This window comes from Lelliottia sp. CFBP8978 (assembly GCF_034046055.2).
Taxonomy (GTDB): Bacteria; Pseudomonadota; Gammaproteobacteria; order Enterobacterales; family Enterobacteriaceae; genus Enterobacter.
In genome coordinates this window covers 468,652-486,319 of the sequence record NZ_CM188253.1, presented here as the reverse complement: position 1 = coordinate 486,319, position 17,668 = coordinate 468,652, and the positions used below count along the sequence as shown (strand labels likewise).

Annotated in this window: 17 protein-coding genes; 9 read left to right on the top strand and 8 right to left on the bottom strand. The window is 55.9% G+C overall.

Annotation, left to right across the window (positions count from 1 at the left end; genetic code table 11):
- Positions 1-111 precede the first annotated feature (111 nt).
- Complete coding sequence (msrA, locus tag SOM82_RS02280; RefSeq protein WP_320460773.1) at positions 112-753, top strand: peptide-methionine (S)-S-oxide reductase MsrA; 642 nt, start codon at positions 112-114, stop codon at positions 751-753.
- On the opposite strand, the gene SOM82_RS02275 is transcribed toward msrA, so the two are convergent.
- Positions 754-1,812 carry a LacI family DNA-binding transcriptional regulator gene (locus SOM82_RS02275; RefSeq protein ID WP_154127051.1) on the bottom strand — a complete coding sequence of 353 codons (1,059 nt, stop codon included), beginning with the start codon at positions 1,810-1,812 and terminating at the stop codon, positions 754-756.
- 190 nt (positions 1,813-2,002) lie between these two features.
- Here SOM82_RS02275 and SOM82_RS02270 point away from each other — a divergent pair, with 190 nt between their 5' ends.
- The 6 genes from SOM82_RS02270 (at position 2,003) to paeA (ending at position 9,623) form a co-directional block, all read left to right on the top strand.
- The gene (locus SOM82_RS02270) at positions 2,003-3,157 is read left to right on the top strand and encodes a Gfo/Idh/MocA family protein (protein ID WP_320460772.1); all 1,155 of its coding nucleotides are present in this window, start codon (positions 2,003-2,005) and stop codon (positions 3,155-3,157) included.
- Positions 3,158-3,173: 16 nt separating this feature from the next.
- A complete protein-coding gene (locus SOM82_RS02265) occupies positions 3,174-4,352 on the top strand; it encodes a Gfo/Idh/MocA family protein (protein WP_320460771.1) in 1,179 nt (392 codons plus the stop codon).
- Between the two features lies 1 nt (position 4,353).
- Positions 4,354-5,421 (top strand): Gfo/Idh/MocA family protein, encoded by a 1,068-nt coding sequence (locus SOM82_RS02260; RefSeq protein WP_320460770.1) that lies wholly within the window; start codon positions 4,354-4,356, stop codon positions 5,419-5,421.
- 12 nt (positions 5,422-5,433) lie between these two features.
- Complete coding sequence (locus SOM82_RS02255; RefSeq protein ID WP_320460769.1) at positions 5,434-6,456, top strand: Gfo/Idh/MocA family protein; 1,023 nt, start codon at positions 5,434-5,436, stop codon at positions 6,454-6,456.
- A gap of 82 nt (positions 6,457-6,538) precedes the next feature.
- Positions 6,539-8,077 (top strand): MFS transporter, encoded by a 1,539-nt coding sequence (locus tag SOM82_RS02250; RefSeq protein ID WP_320460768.1) that lies wholly within the window; start codon positions 6,539-6,541, stop codon positions 8,075-8,077.
- 208 nt (positions 8,078-8,285) lie between these two features.
- Positions 8,286-9,623, top strand: coding sequence for a polyamine export protein PaeA (gene paeA / locus SOM82_RS02245; RefSeq protein WP_154126976.1), 1,338 nt, complete (start codon positions 8,286-8,288; stop codon positions 9,621-9,623).
- 73 nt (positions 9,624-9,696) lie between these two features.
- Here the strand turns inward: paeA and SOM82_RS02240 are convergent, their stop codons facing one another.
- Positions 9,697-9,903, bottom strand: a complete 207-nt coding sequence (locus tag SOM82_RS02240) for a DUF1107 domain-containing protein (protein WP_012015808.1) — start codon at positions 9,901-9,903, stop codon at positions 9,697-9,699.
- 323 nt (positions 9,904-10,226) lie between these two features.
- On the opposite strand from SOM82_RS02240, the gene SOM82_RS02235 reads away from it, so the two are divergent.
- Positions 10,227-10,784 (top strand): YtfJ family protein, encoded by a 558-nt coding sequence (locus tag SOM82_RS02235; RefSeq protein WP_320460767.1) that lies wholly within the window; start codon positions 10,227-10,229, stop codon positions 10,782-10,784.
- Here the strand turns inward: SOM82_RS02235 and cysQ are convergent.
- Positions 10,778-11,518: a 3'(2'),5'-bisphosphate nucleotidase CysQ gene (gene cysQ, locus SOM82_RS02230; protein WP_320460766.1), complete on the bottom strand. Its 741-nt coding sequence runs from the start codon at positions 11,516-11,518 to the stop codon at positions 10,778-10,780. The two genes, SOM82_RS02235 and cysQ, sit on opposite strands and share 7 nt — an antisense overlap.
- A gap of 190 nt (positions 11,519-11,708) precedes the next feature.
- Between cysQ and SOM82_RS02225 the strand changes: the two genes are divergently transcribed.
- Complete coding sequence (locus tag SOM82_RS02225) at positions 11,709-13,652, top strand: bifunctional 2',3'-cyclic-nucleotide 2'-phosphodiesterase/3'-nucleotidase (RefSeq protein ID WP_320460765.1); 1,944 nt, start codon at positions 11,709-11,711, stop codon at positions 13,650-13,652.
- A 10-nt stretch (positions 13,653-13,662) separates the two neighbouring features.
- Here SOM82_RS02225 and SOM82_RS02220 read toward each other — a convergent pair whose 3' ends face one another.
- The 5 genes from SOM82_RS02220 to SOM82_RS02200 all read right to left on the bottom strand — a co-directional run bounded on the left by SOM82_RS02220 (position 13,663) and on the right by SOM82_RS02200 (position 17,665).
- The gene (locus SOM82_RS02220) at positions 13,663-14,049 is read right to left on the bottom strand and encodes a winged helix-turn-helix transcriptional regulator (RefSeq protein ID WP_154126972.1); all 387 of its coding nucleotides are present in this window, start codon (positions 14,047-14,049) and stop codon (positions 13,663-13,665) included.
- A 115-nt stretch (positions 14,050-14,164) separates the two neighbouring features.
- On the bottom strand, positions 14,165-14,668 hold the full coding sequence (locus SOM82_RS02215) for a protein disulfide oxidoreductase (RefSeq protein ID WP_320460764.1): 504 nt from the start codon (positions 14,666-14,668) through the stop codon (positions 14,165-14,167).
- Positions 14,658-15,242, bottom strand: coding sequence for a DsbA family protein (locus tag SOM82_RS02210; protein ID WP_320460763.1), 585 nt, complete (start codon positions 15,240-15,242; stop codon positions 14,658-14,660). Before SOM82_RS02210 ends, SOM82_RS02215 begins: the two co-directional genes overlap by 11 nt.
- A 2-nt stretch (positions 15,243-15,244) precedes the next feature.
- Entirely contained in the window at positions 15,245-17,257 is a 2,013-nt protein-coding gene (locus SOM82_RS02205; protein ID WP_320460762.1) for a protein-disulfide reductase DsbD family protein, read from the bottom strand.
- Positions 17,258-17,305: 48 nt separating this feature from the next.
- Positions 17,306-17,665 carry a copper resistance protein gene (locus SOM82_RS02200; RefSeq protein ID WP_320460761.1) on the bottom strand — a complete coding sequence of 120 codons (360 nt, stop codon included), beginning with the start codon at positions 17,663-17,665 and terminating at the stop codon, positions 17,306-17,308.
- Positions 17,666-17,668 lie beyond the last annotated feature (3 nt).

The following is a 17,668-nucleotide window of genomic DNA, read 5'->3' as shown; positions in this document are numbered from 1 at the left end:
GACCTAATATTTCTTATGTTTAAATCTAGACTCATTCAGCGTATTTATTGTGTTCAATTACACGCTTCATGACAACCTTAACTGAAACATCGCTGCCCGGGAGGCCCCACCGTGAGTTTATTCGACAAAAAGCATCTTGTATCTCAAGCAGATGCGTTACCGGGACGCAATACCCCTATGCCGGTAGCCACACTGCATGCCGTGAACGATCGCTCGATGACCAACGTGCCGGAAGGGATGGAAATCGCCCTCTTTGCCATGGGCTGCTTCTGGGGCGTCGAGCGCCTTTTCTGGCAACTGCCGGGCGTGTATAGCACCGCCGCGGGTTACACCGGTGGATATACGCCCAATCCCACCTACCGCGAAGTGTGCTCCGGCGAGACCGGCCATGCTGAGGCCGTGCGCGTGGTCTACGATCCTGCGATTATTCGCTACGACCAATTATTACAGGTTTTCTGGGAAAACCACGATCCGGCACAAGGGATGCAGCAGGGCAACGACCATGGTACGCAGTACCGTTCCGCCATTTATCCGCTCACGCCTGAGCAGGATGCCGCTGCGCGCGCCAGCCTGACGCGCTTCCAGGAAGCGATGCACGCCGCGGGCGATCGTCGCCAGGTCACCACTGAAATTGCCACCGCCACACCGTTTTACTATGCAGAGGACGACCACCAGCAGTATCTGCATAAAAACCCGTACGGCTACTGCGGTATCGGTGGGATCGGCGTCTGCCTGCCGCCACAGCTGGCCTGATCACTCATCCAGCGCCACGCGGGCGGCGTGGCGCGTGGCTGAACTCACGGAGCCATAATCCATCACCTTGCCCTGCAACATCAGGTTAAATACCGACGCCTGCGGCCTGTTCATACGCATTTGCAGCAGGTGAACCGCCTCAATTCCCAGCTCACGGCACGGCACGGTAATCCCGGTAACGGGCGTATCCAGCCGGTTTTGCAGATTCCAGCTTAGGTCGGTGGTCATGATCGACATCTCTTCCGGCACGCGGACGCCATGACGATGCAGCGCTTTCAGCACCCCTTCCGTCATGCTGATGCTGTTGGGGAAGATCACCTCCGGCCACAGCGCTTTATCATGCGTTGAAAGCCAATCGTCCAGCGCACGCTCCGCCTCCTCCGCCGCAAAATTTTCCATCACCAGCAAATCGTGCTGCGAATCAAAAGAGACATGAAAATGGCGATACGCCTCTTTGATACCGTCCAGGCGCGCGTAGAGCGTTTCCCGCCGCAGGCAGGTCATGATCAGCACGCGGCGGTGTCCCTGGTCAAAAAGATGGCGCATCGCCATAAAACCAATGGCGCGGTGGTCAGGTGAAACGGAGTCCAGGGTCATTTCCCGATCGATGGAATTAATCAGGACGCAGGGTTTATTCAGCGTGGTTGCCAGTTTCAATATCGTGGCATCGTCGGTGCCAATAATAATTATCGCGTTAATATTTTTATGGCCGGCTTTTTCGAGGAATAATTTCACATCCGCTCGTTTTTCCTCTAATCCGCAATACGTCACCCAGACGTCATGTGGGGCACTGGCTTCGGCAATACCTTTTGTGACCTCAAGATAAAAAATATCGCCACGCCCGTGGAAGGTTCTTTCCGGCGCAAACACGGCAATCCCGTTGATTAACAGCCGGCCACTGGCCAGCGACGCCATCACGCCCAGCTCACGCGCGCACTTTACGATGGCCTCACGCGCCTTGTCGCTGGTATACGATTTGCCGCTTAACACCCTCGAAACGGTGCTGATGGAATAGCCCGTCAGCGCCGCAATTTCGTCCATTTTTAGCTTGCCCGGCATAGTGTGACCTCGCTCGCATTCAGTTTCTGCAAATATTTGCAGAAACAGCGCATTGATTTTAAAACCAAATTTCAAATCCATGCGTTTTTACTTATACGCCCTGCGAGTATTCTCACAAAAACACATTGTCGCTGCGGTTCCCCTTTCCTATTTTCCATTCATCACTCTTTCACTGAAATTCTGGTGTGACATGGAAAAGCTACGTTTTGGCATTATTGGAACAGGTAATATCGGCACGCTACATGCGCGCTATTTATTAGCGGGCACGGTTAAAGACGCCTGCCTGACGGCGGTCTGCGATAACGATCCTGTGAAGCATGCGGGCATCCGCAAGTTAGTGGGCGATTCGATTCCGCTGTTTAACGATGCCGAAGAGATGATCGTCAGCGGGCTGGTGGATGCGGTGATTGTCTCCACGCCCCACTATGACCATCCCCGACTCGCCATGATGGCGATGCGCCACGGCATCCATACCCTGTGCGAAAAGCCTGCGGGGGTTTACACCGCGCAGGTGCAGGAGATGAACGCCTGCGCGCGCGCGTGCGATGTGGTGTTTGGCATCATGTATAACCAGCGCCCTAACCCGCTCTATCAGAAAGTGAAAGATCTGATCGACAGCGGCGAGCTGGGCAAAATCCGCCGCTCGAACTGGATTATCACCAACTGGTATCGCTCGCAAAGCTATTACAACTCCGGCGGCTGGCGCGCCACCTGGAAGGGCGAAGGCGGCGGCGTGTTGCTGAATCAGGATCCGCATCAACTGGATCTCTGGCAGTGGCTGGTCGGCATGCCGGTACGCCTGCGCGCGTTTTGTCAGTTCGGTAAACATCGTCAGATTGAAGTGGAAGACGACGTCACCGCCTACGCCGAATACGCTAACGGCGCAACCGGGGTGTTTATCACCACCGTCGCCGAAACGCCGGGAACCAATCGCCTGGAGATTACCGGCGATCGCGGCAAAGTGGTGGTTGAGGAGGGCAAGCTGCGTTACTGGCGACTACGCGAATCAGAAACCGCTTTCAACGCCCGCTGGCAAAACGGCTTTGGCGAGCCGGAATGCTGGGAAGTCTCCCTCCCCGTCGCGCCTGAGTGCAGCGAACATCACGTGATTACCGCCAACTTTTGCGCTGCGGTTCTGCGCGGCGAGCCGCTGATTGCGCCAGGGCAGGAAGGCATCAACGGCCTGACGCTCTCCAACGCCATGCACCTTTCGACCTGGACCGATGACTGGGTGACGCTGCCGCTGGACGAAAAACAGTACCTGCGCCTTTTGCAGCAGCGCATCTCCACTTCTGTGGAGAAAGAGACCACCAGCCGCACCCTGGATGCCTCGGGCACCTGGTAACACCGGAGAATCAACGATGTTAAATATCGCCATCGTGGGGACAGGGAACATCTCTCACAACCATATTCAGAGCTATTTAGAGCATGGGCAGCGCTGCAGGATCGTGGCACTGGTCGATATCTACCCGGAAAAAGCGCACGAGAAAAAAGCGCGTTACCACCTCGACCACGCGCGGGTCTACGACAGCCACCAGCAGATGCTGGCCGCCGAACCTGACATTGATATCGTCGACGTCTGCACGCCGCCCTACGTCCACGCCGAAATCAGCATCGACGCCCTGAACGCCGGCTGTCACGTACTGTGCGAGAAACCGATGGCCGCGTCGCTGGAGGAGTGCGACGCGATGATCGCCGCGCAAAAAGCCAGCGGAAAGACGCTATCGATCGTTGCGCAAAACCGCTTTACTGACGCTTTCTGGCGCTTAAAAGCGGCGCTGGATTCCGGGCTGGCGGGCAAGATTTGCCATGCGCAGGTGGACTCTTTCTGGTGGCGCGGCCACTGCTATTACGATCTGTGGTGGCGCGGCACCTGGGAAAAAGAGGGCGGCGGCTGCACGCTTAACCATGCGGTGCATCACATCGACGCCATCCAGTGGATGCTGGGATTTCCTTGCGAAGTGGTGGCGATGATGAGCAACGTGGCGCATGACAACGCCGAAGTCGAAGACCTGAGCGCCGCTATTTTCAAATATCCCGGCGGCGCGCTAACCCAGCTCACGGCCTCGGTGGTGCATCACGGAGAAGATCAAAAGATCATTATTCAGGGCGATAAAGCGCGGATCTCCGCCCCCTGGGAGGCATTCGCCAGCGTCAGCGCCGACAACGGTTTTCCGCAGGAAACAAACGATACGACGCGCGAAACGCAGCTAAATGCGGTGTTTCACGAGACGCCAAAACTCGACTGGACGCTGCACACCGGGCAAATCCACGACATGCTTCGCGCCATTGAGCAGCGTACCGCTCCGCTGGTGGATGGCGTACAGGGCAAGCGCTCGCTGGAGTTGATCACCGCTATCTATAAATCGGCGATAACCAAAAGCGTGGTCTCCCTGCCCATTTCGCATGACGACCCGTTTTATCGCACCGGTGGCACCAACGCCCTCGCCCCGCGCTTTTATCAAAAATCGGCCAGCGTGGCGAATTTCAGCGAAGCGGGCGCCATTCCATTAGGCAAAAATCTGGACCAGGGGATCTGACATGAAGAAAAACGACGGTATGAATTACGCCCCCGTTGGCAAACCGCAGCCGGTGGTACAGCCGGGCGAATTTATCTTTGCCGCCGCCGCGCTCGACCATGGCCATATCTACGGCATGTGCAACGGGCTGACAGAAGCCGGGGCGACGCTGAAATGGGTGTACGATCCCGATCCGGCGAAGGTGGATAAATTCGTGCAGCAGTTTCCACAGGTGAAGATCGCCGAGTCGCTGGCGGTGATCCTCGCCGATCCCGATGTACAGCTGGTTGCCGGAGCCGCGGTTCCGTCCGAGCGCTGCGCGCTGGGGCTGAAAGCCATGGCCGCCGGCAAAGACTATTTCACCGACAAAGCGCCGCTGACCACGCTGGAACAGCTTGCCAATGCCAAAGCGATGGTGGCGCAAACCGGGCGTAAATACGCGGTCTATTACAGCGAGCGGTTGCACGTCGAAAGTGCCGTTTTCGCCGGACAGCTGGTAAAACAAGGCGCGATTGGCCGCGTCGTGCAAACCCTGGGAACCGGTCCGCATCGCGAAGGGCAAGGCCGCCCGGACTGGTTCTACGATCGCCGCTATTTTGGCGGCATTCTGTGCGACATCGGCAGCCATCAGATTGAGCAGTTTCTCTTTTATACCGGCAACAGCCACGCCACTGTCATTGCCAGCCAGGCGCGCAATGTTAATCATCCGCAGCACCCGCACTTTGAAGATTTCGGCGATGCCATGCTCAGCGGCGAAAACGGCGCGAGCGGCTATTTCCGCTGCGACTGGTTTACACCCGACGGGCTTTCCACATGGGGAGACGGGCGGCTGACCCTACTGGGGACCGACGGGTACATCGAAATCCGCAAATACGTTGATTTGACCCGTGGCGAACAAGACGTGGTCTATCTCGTCAATAAAGAGGGGGAGTTCCGCTATCCGGTTGCCGGACAGGTGGGATTCCCGTTCTTCGGCGAGCTAATCCTCGACTGCCTGAATCGCACCGAAAAGGCGATGACCCAGGCGCACGCCTTTAAAGCGGCGGAGCTGTGCGTAAAAGCGCAAATGCTGGCGAATGCGGCGAAGTAACGGGAGGCGCAGATGAAAATGCTGAATGCGGCCATTATCGGCGGCGGTGCGATCCACCGCTGTCACGTGAATGCCCTTCGCCAGATGCCCGGCGTGACGCTGCGTGCGCTGGTGGATATCGACAGCGAAGCCGGTTTGAAGCTGGCGATGACCTACCACTGTCGCTTTTATCAGGATTACCGGGAAATGCTGCTGGATGAAGAGATCGACGTGGTCCACATCTGTACGCCGCACTTCGAGCATAAAAAGATGATCCTGGCGGCACTCGCAGCGGGTAAGCATGTTTTCTGCGAAAAACCGGTCGGTATGAGCGGAAGCGACGTCGCAGAGATTAACGAAGCCGTGGAAAACGCGTCGGGAAAACTCGGCGTGTGCTATCAGAACCGACTCAACCCCACCAGCCAGCGCATCCGACATGAGCTGGCTGACGGTTCATCCGGCACGATGCTGAGCATCAAAGCGGTACTGACCTGGTCGCGCGCCGGGAGCTATTACACCCAAAGCCCGTGGCGCGGACGTTTTGCAACCGAGGGCGGGAGTTTGTTGATCAATCAGGCCATTCACACCCTCGATCTGATGCAGTGGTTTGCCGGCGGCGTAACGCGGCTGAAAGGCGTTGTCGATTGCGGCGAGCTGGCAGAGTTGACCGAAGCCGAAGACAGCGCGATGGCCACGCTGCATTTCACCAACGGCGCGCGTGGGCTGTTTTACGCCAGCAACTGCCACACAACCGATTCCCCTTTATTGCTGGAGATCCATTGTGAAAATTCCACGCTCCAGCTGTGCGATAACGCGCTGTGGCGAATTCGCAACGGTGAGCGGACCAAACTGGTGAGCGACGCCTCCCCCGACGGTATAGCGAAAAGCTACTGGGGACAGGGTCATCAGCATGCCATCAGCAGCTTTTACACCGCCCTACACCATCCCGGAAAAGCGAATTACATCGATATTCACGAAGCCGGAAAATCACTCAAGATTGTGGAGGCTATTTATCGTTCATCTCAGATAAGACAGTGGATCGATATTAATCGTTAGTACGTTCTTTGTATTCCAGCAGTAAATAAAAAACGACCAGCACCGTCTGGTTAATAGTGACTCTACACCTGGAAAAAACATTATGGTCAAACCAACTGAACGTAGGGTTGGCTATGGCGTGGCGCTCGGCTACGGTATAACCGATCTGTTTGGCGGAGGTGCTTTCGCCATTATTGGCACCTGGCTTTTATTTTTTTACACCACTTATTGCGGACTCAGCGTTCTGGAAGCGGGCTCGATTTTTGCCATTGCGCGGGTTATTGACGCCGTATTGAGCCCGATCATGGGTTATATCACTGATAATTTTGGTAACACCTGGCTGGGGCGTAAATTTGGCCGCCGCCGCTTCTTTTTATTATTAAGTTCACCGCTGATGTTTTTATATGCCCTGCTGTGGGTGACTGACATGGGCTACTGGTATTATTTAGGGACCTATCTTTCCATTGAATTATTGTCGGCAATGGTACTGGTGCCATGGGAGACGCTGGCGGCAGAAATGACCAACCGCTATGAAGAGCGCAGCCGCTTATCCGGAGTAAGAATGATCTGCTCCCAGCTGGGGGGATTTCTTGCGGTCTTCGTGCCGGGCGTCATTATGCAATTTACCGGTAAAGACAATTCGTTTACCTACACCCTCACGGGAATGATTTTCTCGTTGGTCTTTTGTCTCGCCGTCTTTGTCACCTGGCGCACCACCTGGGAGGCAAAAGATGTGCATCAGGAGTCCGATTTCAAAATTGATAACCACCGCAGTAGCGGTTTACTCAATCACCTGAAATATCTGGTTGTGGATCTTTTTTCAGCCTTTCATATTCGCGCCTTCCGCCTGCACATTATCATCTATATTTTCTCGTTCACCGCCATGGACGTGTTCGGTTCAGTCTTTACTTATTACGTGGTGTATTGTCTGAATCAGGATGCTGCGGCGGTATCCGGCTGGTTAAGTATTGCTGCTTTTGCCTCGGTGCCGGGGACCTACGGATTTATGCTGCTGTTAAACCGGCTTAATATCTCCCCGTCGGCTGCGCTGCGATTGTCCTACGGATGTATATTTTTCGTACTGATGTTTCTGTTCGCGATGTATTACACCCACACTCAGGTTCCCGCTCTGCTGTTTTCGGCGGTCTTTATTCTGCTGGGCGCGGCACGTTCCGGTCTGTATTACATCCCGTGGAATATCTACAGCTTTATTCCCGATATCGACGAAATGGTCACTCAGCAACGGCGGGAGGGGATTTTTGCCGGCGTCATGGTGCTGACGCGCAAGAGCACCGTGGCGATTGCGATCATGCTGATAGGCGTAGTGTTGCAGGAGTCCGGATTCGTGAAAGGCAGCGGCGCGCAGCCTGAAATGGCGCTGTACGCCATTATCGGGCTGATGCTCTTCGCCACCTCGGCCCTGCTGGCGGTGAGCTTTATCGCCACGTATAAATTCAAGCTGACGCGCGACACGCATAAACTGTTGCTGAAAGAGATCGCCCGCCGCAAGCTGGGCGGCGATTATCGCGACTGCGATGACAAAACGCGGGTCGTGATCAAACAGCTCACCGGCTATGAGTATGACCAGGTCTGGGGAGGAAATGCCAACCGGGGGCCGGTTGCCAGCGTGACGCTTTCTTAAGCTGCGGGCGGGCGGCTGATCGCAGCTGCCCGTATGCTCATTTTCACCCCTTTCCGACAAAAATGTGACCTCTGGCGGATTTACACACGTTTACGCTATACTACCCGCTGAAATAATCAGCTCAACGCTACGAGCCGATGTTCTATGTGTCTTCACACAAACGAAATCAACTTCCCTTCCGAGGATCTGGCGAGAAGCCGGATAAACTATGTTAAACAGTATTTTAGTAATACTTTGCCTTATTGCCGTCAGTGCATTTTTCTCGATATCAGAGATTTCGCTGGCCGCCTCCCGAAAGATCAAACTTAAACTGCTTGCCGATGATGGCAACCTCAATGCACAACGCATCCTGAAGATGCAGGAAAACCCCGGTATGTTCTTTACCGTGGTGCAAATTGGTCTGAACGCGGTCGCCATTCTGGGCGGTATCGTGGGTGATGCGGCCTTCTCTCCTGCATTTTATAGCCTGTTCTCACGCTACTTCTCGCCTGAACTGTCCGAGCAGCTGAGTTTTATCCTCTCCTTCTCGCTGGTCACAGGTATGTTCATTCTGTTTGCGGATTTAACTCCGAAACGCATCGGTATGATTGCGCCAGAAGCTGTCGCTTTGCGTATCATCAACCCGATGCGCTTCTGCCTGTACGTGTTCCGTCCGCTGGTCTGGTTCTTCAACGGTCTGGCAAACACCATTTTCCGTCTCTTCAAACTGCCGATGGTACGCAAGGACGACATTACTTCCGACGATATCTACGCGGTGTTTGAAGCGGGTGCGCTGGCGGGCGTGCTGCGTAAACAGGAACATGAGCTGATCGAGAACGTGTTTGAACTCGAATCCCGTACCGTGCCGTCATCCATGACCGGACGCGAAAACGTGATTTGGTTCGATCTGCACGAAGATGAACAGAGCCTGAAAAACAAAGTGGCCGAGCATCCCCACTCCAAGTTCCTGGTGTGTAACGAAGATATCGACCACATCATTGGTTACGTTGACTCCAAAGACCTGCTGAACCGCGTTCTGGCCAATCAAAGCCTGGCGCTGAACAGCGGCGTCATGATCCGCAATACCCTGATTGTGCCGGACACCCTGACGCTCTCCGAAGCGCTGGAAAGTTTCAAAACGGCGGGCGAAGATTTCGCGGTGATCATGAACGAATACGCGCTGGTTGTGGGCATCATCACCCTTAACGACGTAATGACTACTCTGATGGGCGATCTGGTTGGTCAGGGCCTGGAAGAACAGATTGTGGCGCGCGATGAGAACTCATGGCTGGTTGACGGCGGTACGCCAATCGAAGATGTGATGCGCGTGCTGGATATTGATGAATTCCCGCAGTCCGGCAACTACGAGACCATTGGCGGCTTTATGATGTTTATGCTGCGTAAAATCCCGAAACGTACCGACTCGGTGAAGTTCTCTGGCTATAAGTTTGAGGTCGTGGATATCGACAACTATCGTATCGACCAGCTGCTGGTCACGCGAATTGATAACAAACCGACGGTGCTGGTGCCTAAGCTGCCTGACGCGGAAGAGAGTCCATCGACGTAAGCGCCACAAACATCAACGGCTCCCAGTGGGAGCCGTTTTTTTATACTTCGTTAACTACTGCATAGCACGTTGGTTAAGCCATCTCAGTTTGCAGACGCATAACCTGGCGGTTGACTTCGGACATCACAGAATAGTGCTGTTTGTCCTTCACTTTCGGGATAAGAATTTTACCCTTATCAAATTCGAAAGCGCCAACATCCTTGATGTACAACCGTCCTCGGAACAGGATCTTCACGTACTTCGCCACCTGAAGCGGGTTGTAGCGTTGGAAAATTTTCATTCTTGTATCTCCTGCGAATCACACGCCCTTGCGGCGCCACAATCGGGCCGACTGTCCAGAGCGCAAATTTTATTGCTCAATGACTATAGACCAGAAAAACATTGATACCCAGTGTGCATAAGTTTATTTACCGTTTGATTACAATTATTCAGAACATTCTTTGCAGAGCGTTACCGAATGCAGGATAAGCCCTCGTTTTTTGCAGGATATGTGCGGTCACCCGCAAACTGGCATTCGGATTGCGGGAAAAGCGAATTGATCGCACTTATGATTAAAGCGTAAGACCAAGTGGTCGGATCACCTGCAAACAATAAGGAAACACCATGACCCTTCGTACCATCCTCGCCGCAGCCTGCCTGATTCTGCCGCTGACGGCCTTTGCACATAACATTGAAACAGGACAACGTCTGCCGCCAGTCGGTGTCGCCGATCGGGGAGAATTGATTCTCGACAATGATAAGTTTAGCTACAAACCCTGGAATAGCGCGCAGCTCGCAGGGAAAGTGCGAGTGGTGCAACATATTGCCGGTCGAACGTCTGCAAAAGAGAAAAATGCCTCGCTGGTAGAAGCGATTAAGTCCGCAAAATTGCCTCATGACCGCTACCAGACCACCACGATTGTTAACACCGATGATGCGATCCCGGGCTCAGGCATGTTTGTGCGCAGCAGCCTGGAGAGCAATAAAAAGCTCTACCCTTGGTCACAAATTATTGTCGACAGCGATGGCGTGACGCGTAAAGCCTGGCAGCTGGAGGAAGAGAGTTCCGCGGTGGTGGTCCTGGATAAAGATGGCCGCGTTCTGTGGGCAAAAGACGGGGCGCTGACCCAGGAAGAGGTGCAGCAGGTTATCGCCCTGCTGCATAAATCGCTCGGTCAATAAAGCGAGACTCTGAAGCCCGGATTCAGGAACGACTCGCGCGGGGTGTAGTCCAGCGGCTTGCCCTGCCAGTCGTGAACGTGTGCGCCGGCTGCAGCCGCCACGGCGTGGCCGGCAGCCGTGTCCCAGACGTTGGTCGGCCCAAAGCGCGGATAAAGCTGCGCTTGCCCTTCCGCCACCAGGCAGAATTTCAGCGATGAGCCTACCGACGTGGTTTGGTGTTCACCGATCTGATGCAGATATTCCTGCAATTCCGTATCGCTGTGCGAGCGGCTGATCACCACCAGCGGCGGGCGGGCATCACGCACCTGGATCGACTTACGCACGCCATTTTCTTCTTTCCACGCCTTGCCCTCTGCGGCGCTGTACATGACATTCAGCACCGGGGCGTAAACCACGCCCAGCACCGGCTTGCCTTTCTCAATCAAGGCAATATTGACGGTAAACTCGCCGTTACGCTTAATAAACTCCTTGGTGCCATCCAGCGGATCGACCAGCCAGTAGCGCTGCCAGTGCTGACGCACATCCCAGCTCTGCGGAGCTTCTTCTGAGAGCATGGGGATATCCGGCGTCAACGCCAGTAATCCTTTGAGGATCACATCATGCGCCGCAATATCCGCGGCGGTGACCGGGGAGTCATCCGCTTTGCTGACGACGTCCATCGGCTTTGCGCCCTCGTACACTTGCATAATGGCATCACCCGCATCCCGTGCAAGCTGACAAATTTTATCTAACATTCTCCACCTCTTTGTTATCGCAGTGGTCATAACTTATTGTTTTAGTTATATCGTATTGTAAACAATTCCGCTATCTGTGAAGCAATTCTGGTTTCACGGCGCTTTTTTCTGGCAGGATTCACATTTCTGTAAGCAACAAAATATACATACATATTCTTTTGTGGCTTGGATCGTAAAAAGGACTCCTCTGATGATTAAGTTTAGCGCAACGCTCCTGGCAACGCTGATTGCCGCGAGCGTGCAGGCAGCGACGGTCGATCTTCGCATTCTGGAAACAACCGACCTGCACAGCAACATGATGGATTTCGATTACTACAAAGATACCCCGACAGAAAAGTTCGGACTGGTCCGCACGGCCAGTCTGATCAATGCCGCGCGCGGTGAGGTGAAAAACAGCGTACTGGTCGATAACGGCGACCTGATTCAGGGTAGCCCGCTGGGCGATTACATGGCGGCAAAAGGGCTGAAAAAAGGTGACATTCACCCGGTGTATAAAGCGCTGAATACCCTGGACTACGCCGTCGGTAACCTCGGCAACCACGAGTTTAACTACGGTCTGGACTACCTTCACATGGCCCTCGCCGGGGCGAAGTTCCCGTACGTTAACGCCAATATCATCGACGTTAAGACCAAAAAACCGCTATTTACACCGTATCTGATCAAAGAGACAGAGGTCGTGGATCAGGACGGTAAAAAGCAGACGCTCAAAATTGGCTATATCGGTTTTGTGCCGCCGCAGATCATGACCTGGGATAAAGCGAATCTCTCGGGCAAAGTGACCGTCAACGACATCACCGAAACCGCACGCAAGCATGTGCCGGAGATGCGTGAGAAAGGGGCGGATCTGGTCGTGGTGGTCGCGCACTCCGGGCTGTCGGCCGATCCGTACCAGGCGATGGCCGAAAACTCTGTCTACTATCTCAGCGAAGTGCCGGGCGTTGACGCCATTCTGTTTGGCCACGCGCACGCGGTCTTCCCGGGCAAAGATTTCGCCAGCATTAAAGGCGCAGACATCGAAAAAGGGACGCTGAACGGCGTGCCGTCGGTGATGCCTGGCATGTGGGGCGACCATCTTGGCGTCGTGGACCTGGTGCTAAGCAATGATGGCGGAAAGTGGCAGGTCACGCAGTCGAAAGCCGAAGCCCGTCCGATTTACGATGCGGCAGCAAAAAAATCGCTGGCAGCGGAGGATAAAAACATTCTGAACGTGCTCAAGCACGATCACGATGCAACCCGCGAATTTGTCAGTAAGCCGGTCGGGAAATCCTCCGACAATATGTACAGCTACCTGGCGCTGGTGCAGGACGATCCCACTGTTCAGGTGGTGAATATGGCGCAAAAAGCCTACGTTGAGCGCTTTATTCAGGGCGATCCGGACCTGGCAAAACTGCCGGTGCTCTCTGCGGCGGCGCCGTTCAAAGTCGGCGGGCGTAAAAACGATCCGGCCAGCTACGTTGAAGTGGAAAAAGGTCAGCTCACCTTCCGCAACGCGGCGGATCTTTACCTTTATCCAAATACTCTGGTCGTGGTGAAAGCGACGGGCAAAGAGGTGAAAGAGTGGCTGGAGTGCTCCGCCGGTCAGTTTAACCAGATCGACGTTCATAGCAGCAAACCGCAGTCGCTGATCAACTGGGACGGTTTCCGCACCTACAACTTTGACGTCATTGACGGCGTGAATTATCAGATTGACGTCTCGCAGCCGGCGAAATATGACGGTGAATGCCAGACCATTAACCCGACGGCAGAACGCATCAAGGATCTGACCTTTAACGGTAAGCCGATCGACCCGAATGCGGTGTTCCTGGTTGCCACCAATAACTACCGCGCGTATGGCGGCAAATTCGCTGGAACCGGCGATAGCCATATCGCGTTCGCATCACCGGACGAGAACCGCTCGGTGCTGGCGGCGTGGATTGGCGAACAGTCGAAAAAGGATGGCGCGATCCATCCGGCGGCGGACAATAACTGGCGTCTGGCCCCGATTCACAGCGACAACAAACGGGATATCCGTTTTGAGACGTCACCGTCTGACAAAGCGGCGGCGTTTATTAAAGACAAAGCACAGTATCCGATGAGCAAAGCCGGAACCGATGACATCGGCTTCGCCATTTACCAGCTAGATTTGAGCAAGTAAGTTCAGACCACTACGCCGCACGTTCTTCCCGATGGGTGAGAACCTGCGGCGTATTCACTTCGATCCAGTCCGCCAGCGCGGCGACTTTCTCACTCACCTCCACGCCAAGCGGCGTCAGGCTGTACTCAACGTGCGGTGGCACCACCGGATAAGAGAGACGATTCACAAACCCGTCCATCTCCAGCGCCTGCAGCGACTGGGCCAGCATCTTTTCGCTGACGCCGCCCATTTTACGCCGCAGATCGCTGAAACGGTGCGTTCCCTGACGCAGCGCGACCAGAATCAACACGCCCCAGCGGCTGGTCACATGCTTGAGTACCTCGCGGGAGGGACATTGCTCGGCAAAAAGATTGCCGTCGCGCATTTGCTCGCTGAGCGTTGGGATAGTCGTTTTCATACTTACCTTTTTTTACGTACTTACTTTAAGTTAGTAATGCTGATAGTGTGCCACAAAAATCGACAAACACGGAAGCGATAAGAGGAGAGACCTGCCGTTCGGCAGGCCGTTTTCCTTACAAACCCGCCCACCATAACCGCAGCTTTATGCCCCAGCCGCTGGTGTAACCCGTGGTGATGGATTTGACTTCTCCTCGGGAGACGATCATCACCGTGGGGGTAACCTGCACCTGCCAGCGTCGCGCGAGCTGGCCCTGAGGATCGTTAACCGTCGGCATCGCGTAGTGCTTTTTCGCCAGCCATCGGTTCAGCGCGGCGTCATCACCTGAACGCAAGGCAACGGTGATCACGTTTTGCCCATCCTCAGCCATCTTCGCCACCGACGGCGTGGTGTATCGACACACGCCGCACCAGGTGGCCCAGACATACACCACCAGCGGTCGATCGTCGCTCCGCTGCGCCAGATCAACCGATTCGCCGTCCAGCGTTTGCAACGCTGTGCTGATGAATGTCGGCGGCAGCGCGGGTTTGCGGAACTGATCCATGACCAGAACGGCAGCCAGCGCTATCAGCAGCCATACGAGGCCTTCACGCAGCCAGCGTGCGTATTTACTGCGCATCCGGATTCGCCAGCTCTTGCTTCACCAGCGCCTCCAGCTCGTCGTAAGGAATCGCACCCGCCACCATGGTCTTCCCGACCAGCGTCGCGGGAGTGCCTTGCACGCCCAGCACCTGAGCCAGAATCAAATTCATCTGCAACGTTTCGCCGCTTTTCTCATCTGCCTTAATGGCGCCTGTGCCCGTTTTCTGCTGTGCGGCCAGGACAGACGCGTCGTCATGATAGCCTTTCTTCGACATCAGCCGCTGGTGCAGCGCCCAATACTGCTGAGGCTGCTGTCGCCACGCCGTCAGGGCGATCCGCGCAGAATGGGCCGAGCTTTCGCTGCGAAACGGCAGCAGTTTCACCACCAGTTTGACCTCCGGAAATTTATGCACAATCTTCTCAAGCTCCGGGTCAAACTGTTTGCAGTACGGGCAGTTGTAATCGGTAAACGACACCAGCGTCAGGCGCGGTTTTTCGGCCCCCATCGACGGTGTACTGGCATCGTTCCAGAGCAAATTTTCCAGCTCGGGTTCAGCGGCAAAGCTGAGGGCCGAAACGCATAGCAGCATGATCATAGTTAAGATACGCATCGTTATTTTCCTTTGGCGTTATTCAGGGTCTGAAGGAGATCGTCACGATCCAGCAGCGGCGGCAATATGCGGCCTTGCTCCAGTCCGGGGCCATAAATTTGGTTGAAGGGGACGGCGGCACTCTGACGCGCGTGGAGGAACTGGCTAATCGTCGCGGACGGACGGCTCCAGTCGCCGCGCAGGGCCACAACATCCGGCTCGCTGAGGGCTTTTTGCACATCGTCGCGTAGCAGCACGTTGTATTTATTCGCTTTGCAGGTCACGCACCAGTCAGCGGTGACATCGACGAAGACGCGTTTGTTGTTCGCCAGCGCGTCGGCGATGGCCTGTTCGCTGAGCGACTGCCAGACGATGCGATCCTTCGCCAGCCCTGCACCGCCGGAACGTAACAGCGCAAAGGCGATTGCCAGCACCACTATCACTGCCGCCGTACTGACCCACGCAGTCCGCCATCCCCAGCGCCACAGCATGGCGAGCCACAATCCAGTGACGAGAAACGCGCTCAACATCCGCGTCGGGATTTGCCCGATGTGGACGGACAGCAGGCTGGCAAGCCACAGCGCGGAACCGAGCATCATCAGCCCCAGAATAATCCGCACGATATTCATCCAGCGCCCCGGGCGCGGCAGGCGCAGCGCCAGACCCGGCCAGGCGGCAATCAGCAGCCACGGCAGACTCATGCCGATCCCCATCACCAGCAATATCCCCCACAGCAGCGACAACGGGGCAACCAGCGCTACCGAAACCGCCGTGCCGAGGAACGGCGCGGTGCACGGGGTTGCCAGTAGCGTCGCAAACGCCCCCTGGCAAAAATGACCAACCAGACCCTTGCCACCGCGCGTGGCGAGAAAAGTAGAGACGCCGGAGGAGAGCCTGATTTCAAACAGGCCCAGCAGACTGGCGCTAAAGCCCACCATCACCAGCAGCATCACGCCAATAAACCACGGGTTCTGGAACTGGATACCCCAGCCGAGCGCCTGATTGCTGAGGCGCAGCACGGTCATCATCAGCGCCAGGGCGAGGAATGAGGTCACAATCCCGGCGGCCGAAGCCACAAACTGCTGGCGAACGCTACGCCGGTGAGTCGGTGAGGTCTGCACAATACTGCCCAGTTTCATCGCCAGCACCGGCAGCACGCACGGCATGACGTTGAGGATCAGCCCACCCGCCAGCGCCATCAGCAAAATCCAGCCCAGGGAAAACGTCGCATCGCTGGCGCGGGCTTCGCCCACCGTCACCCGGCTTTCCTGCGCCTGACCGCTGTCGGCGAGCACCAGCGACAGCGTTTTACCCCGCAGATCCGGTGCGGCGTCGCCCCAGCCGTCGCTGACCGGCAGCGTCGCGGTCAGGGTCTGGCCGTCAATCCGGTAAACCGGCTTGCCAAAATCCGTGTCGGCCAGGGTGTCGATAAACAGCTCGGGCTTTTGCCAGCCCGCCTCGCGGGTCGCTGTGACGGTCAATTTTTCTGCCGCGAAACCGGCACTCAACTGCGAAGTTAGCCCTTTCTTGAGCGGCAACGTGCCCATTGCGCGGCTGAAATCGTAGCTGAAATGCGGATCGGCTGGCTCGCGGAGATCCAGCGTAAAGGGATAGTCGGTCAGGATGCAGACGTTGCTGCAGGTGGAGAGCGTCAGAATACCCGCCAGTTTCTCTGGCAATGGGCCGCTTAAGGTTATCGGAAACGACACGCTGCCGTCGTAGCCCTGAGTGGTGATGCCCGCCACCTCAAAGCGCTGCGGCACTGGCCAGCGCCAGTTCATTTCCAGCGGAGTTTTCCAGTTGATCTCCGGCGCGATCCCGCCTTCTCCCGGTGAACGCCAGTAGGTTTTCCAGCCTTTTTCCAGTGTCACGTCCAGCAGCAGGCGCGTGTCGCGTCCTTGCTGTGCGTCTGCCCGCAGGCGAACGCTGGCATGATCGTTATCCGCGGCGCGTAGCCAGCCGCTGTCGGCGGCCTGACTGACGGGCAGCCATAGCCAGAACAGGCAGAGCAGAAGCTGCCTTAAAAGTGCATACATTTATTTTCTCCATAAATAATTGATTAACCTGAATTAGCAGGCAATCACTCATTCACGGAATACGCAGAGTCGCAGATGCACCCGCAATCGGGGCGGAGAAATGACGCGAGGCGGCCAGCGGCGCACCGGGCGAGGCGGTACGGCGGCCAGCACCGCCAGCACCAGCATGATGGCAAACAGCGCGCCTTCGAACATGATAGGCGGTGTCGCCAGCAGCGATTTAGCGCTCAACTCACAGGGCGTGATCGGGGCATCGCTGTCACCCGTTTGCTCTACCGTCTGCTGAGCCACGGAAGAGGCGTTCATGACCAGCGCGTGCAGCCCCGCCATGCGCTGCGTGGTGCACACAAGCACCACCAGACATGCCAGAGCGACAAGAAGAAAAGCTTTACGCTGACGGGAGATCATAAA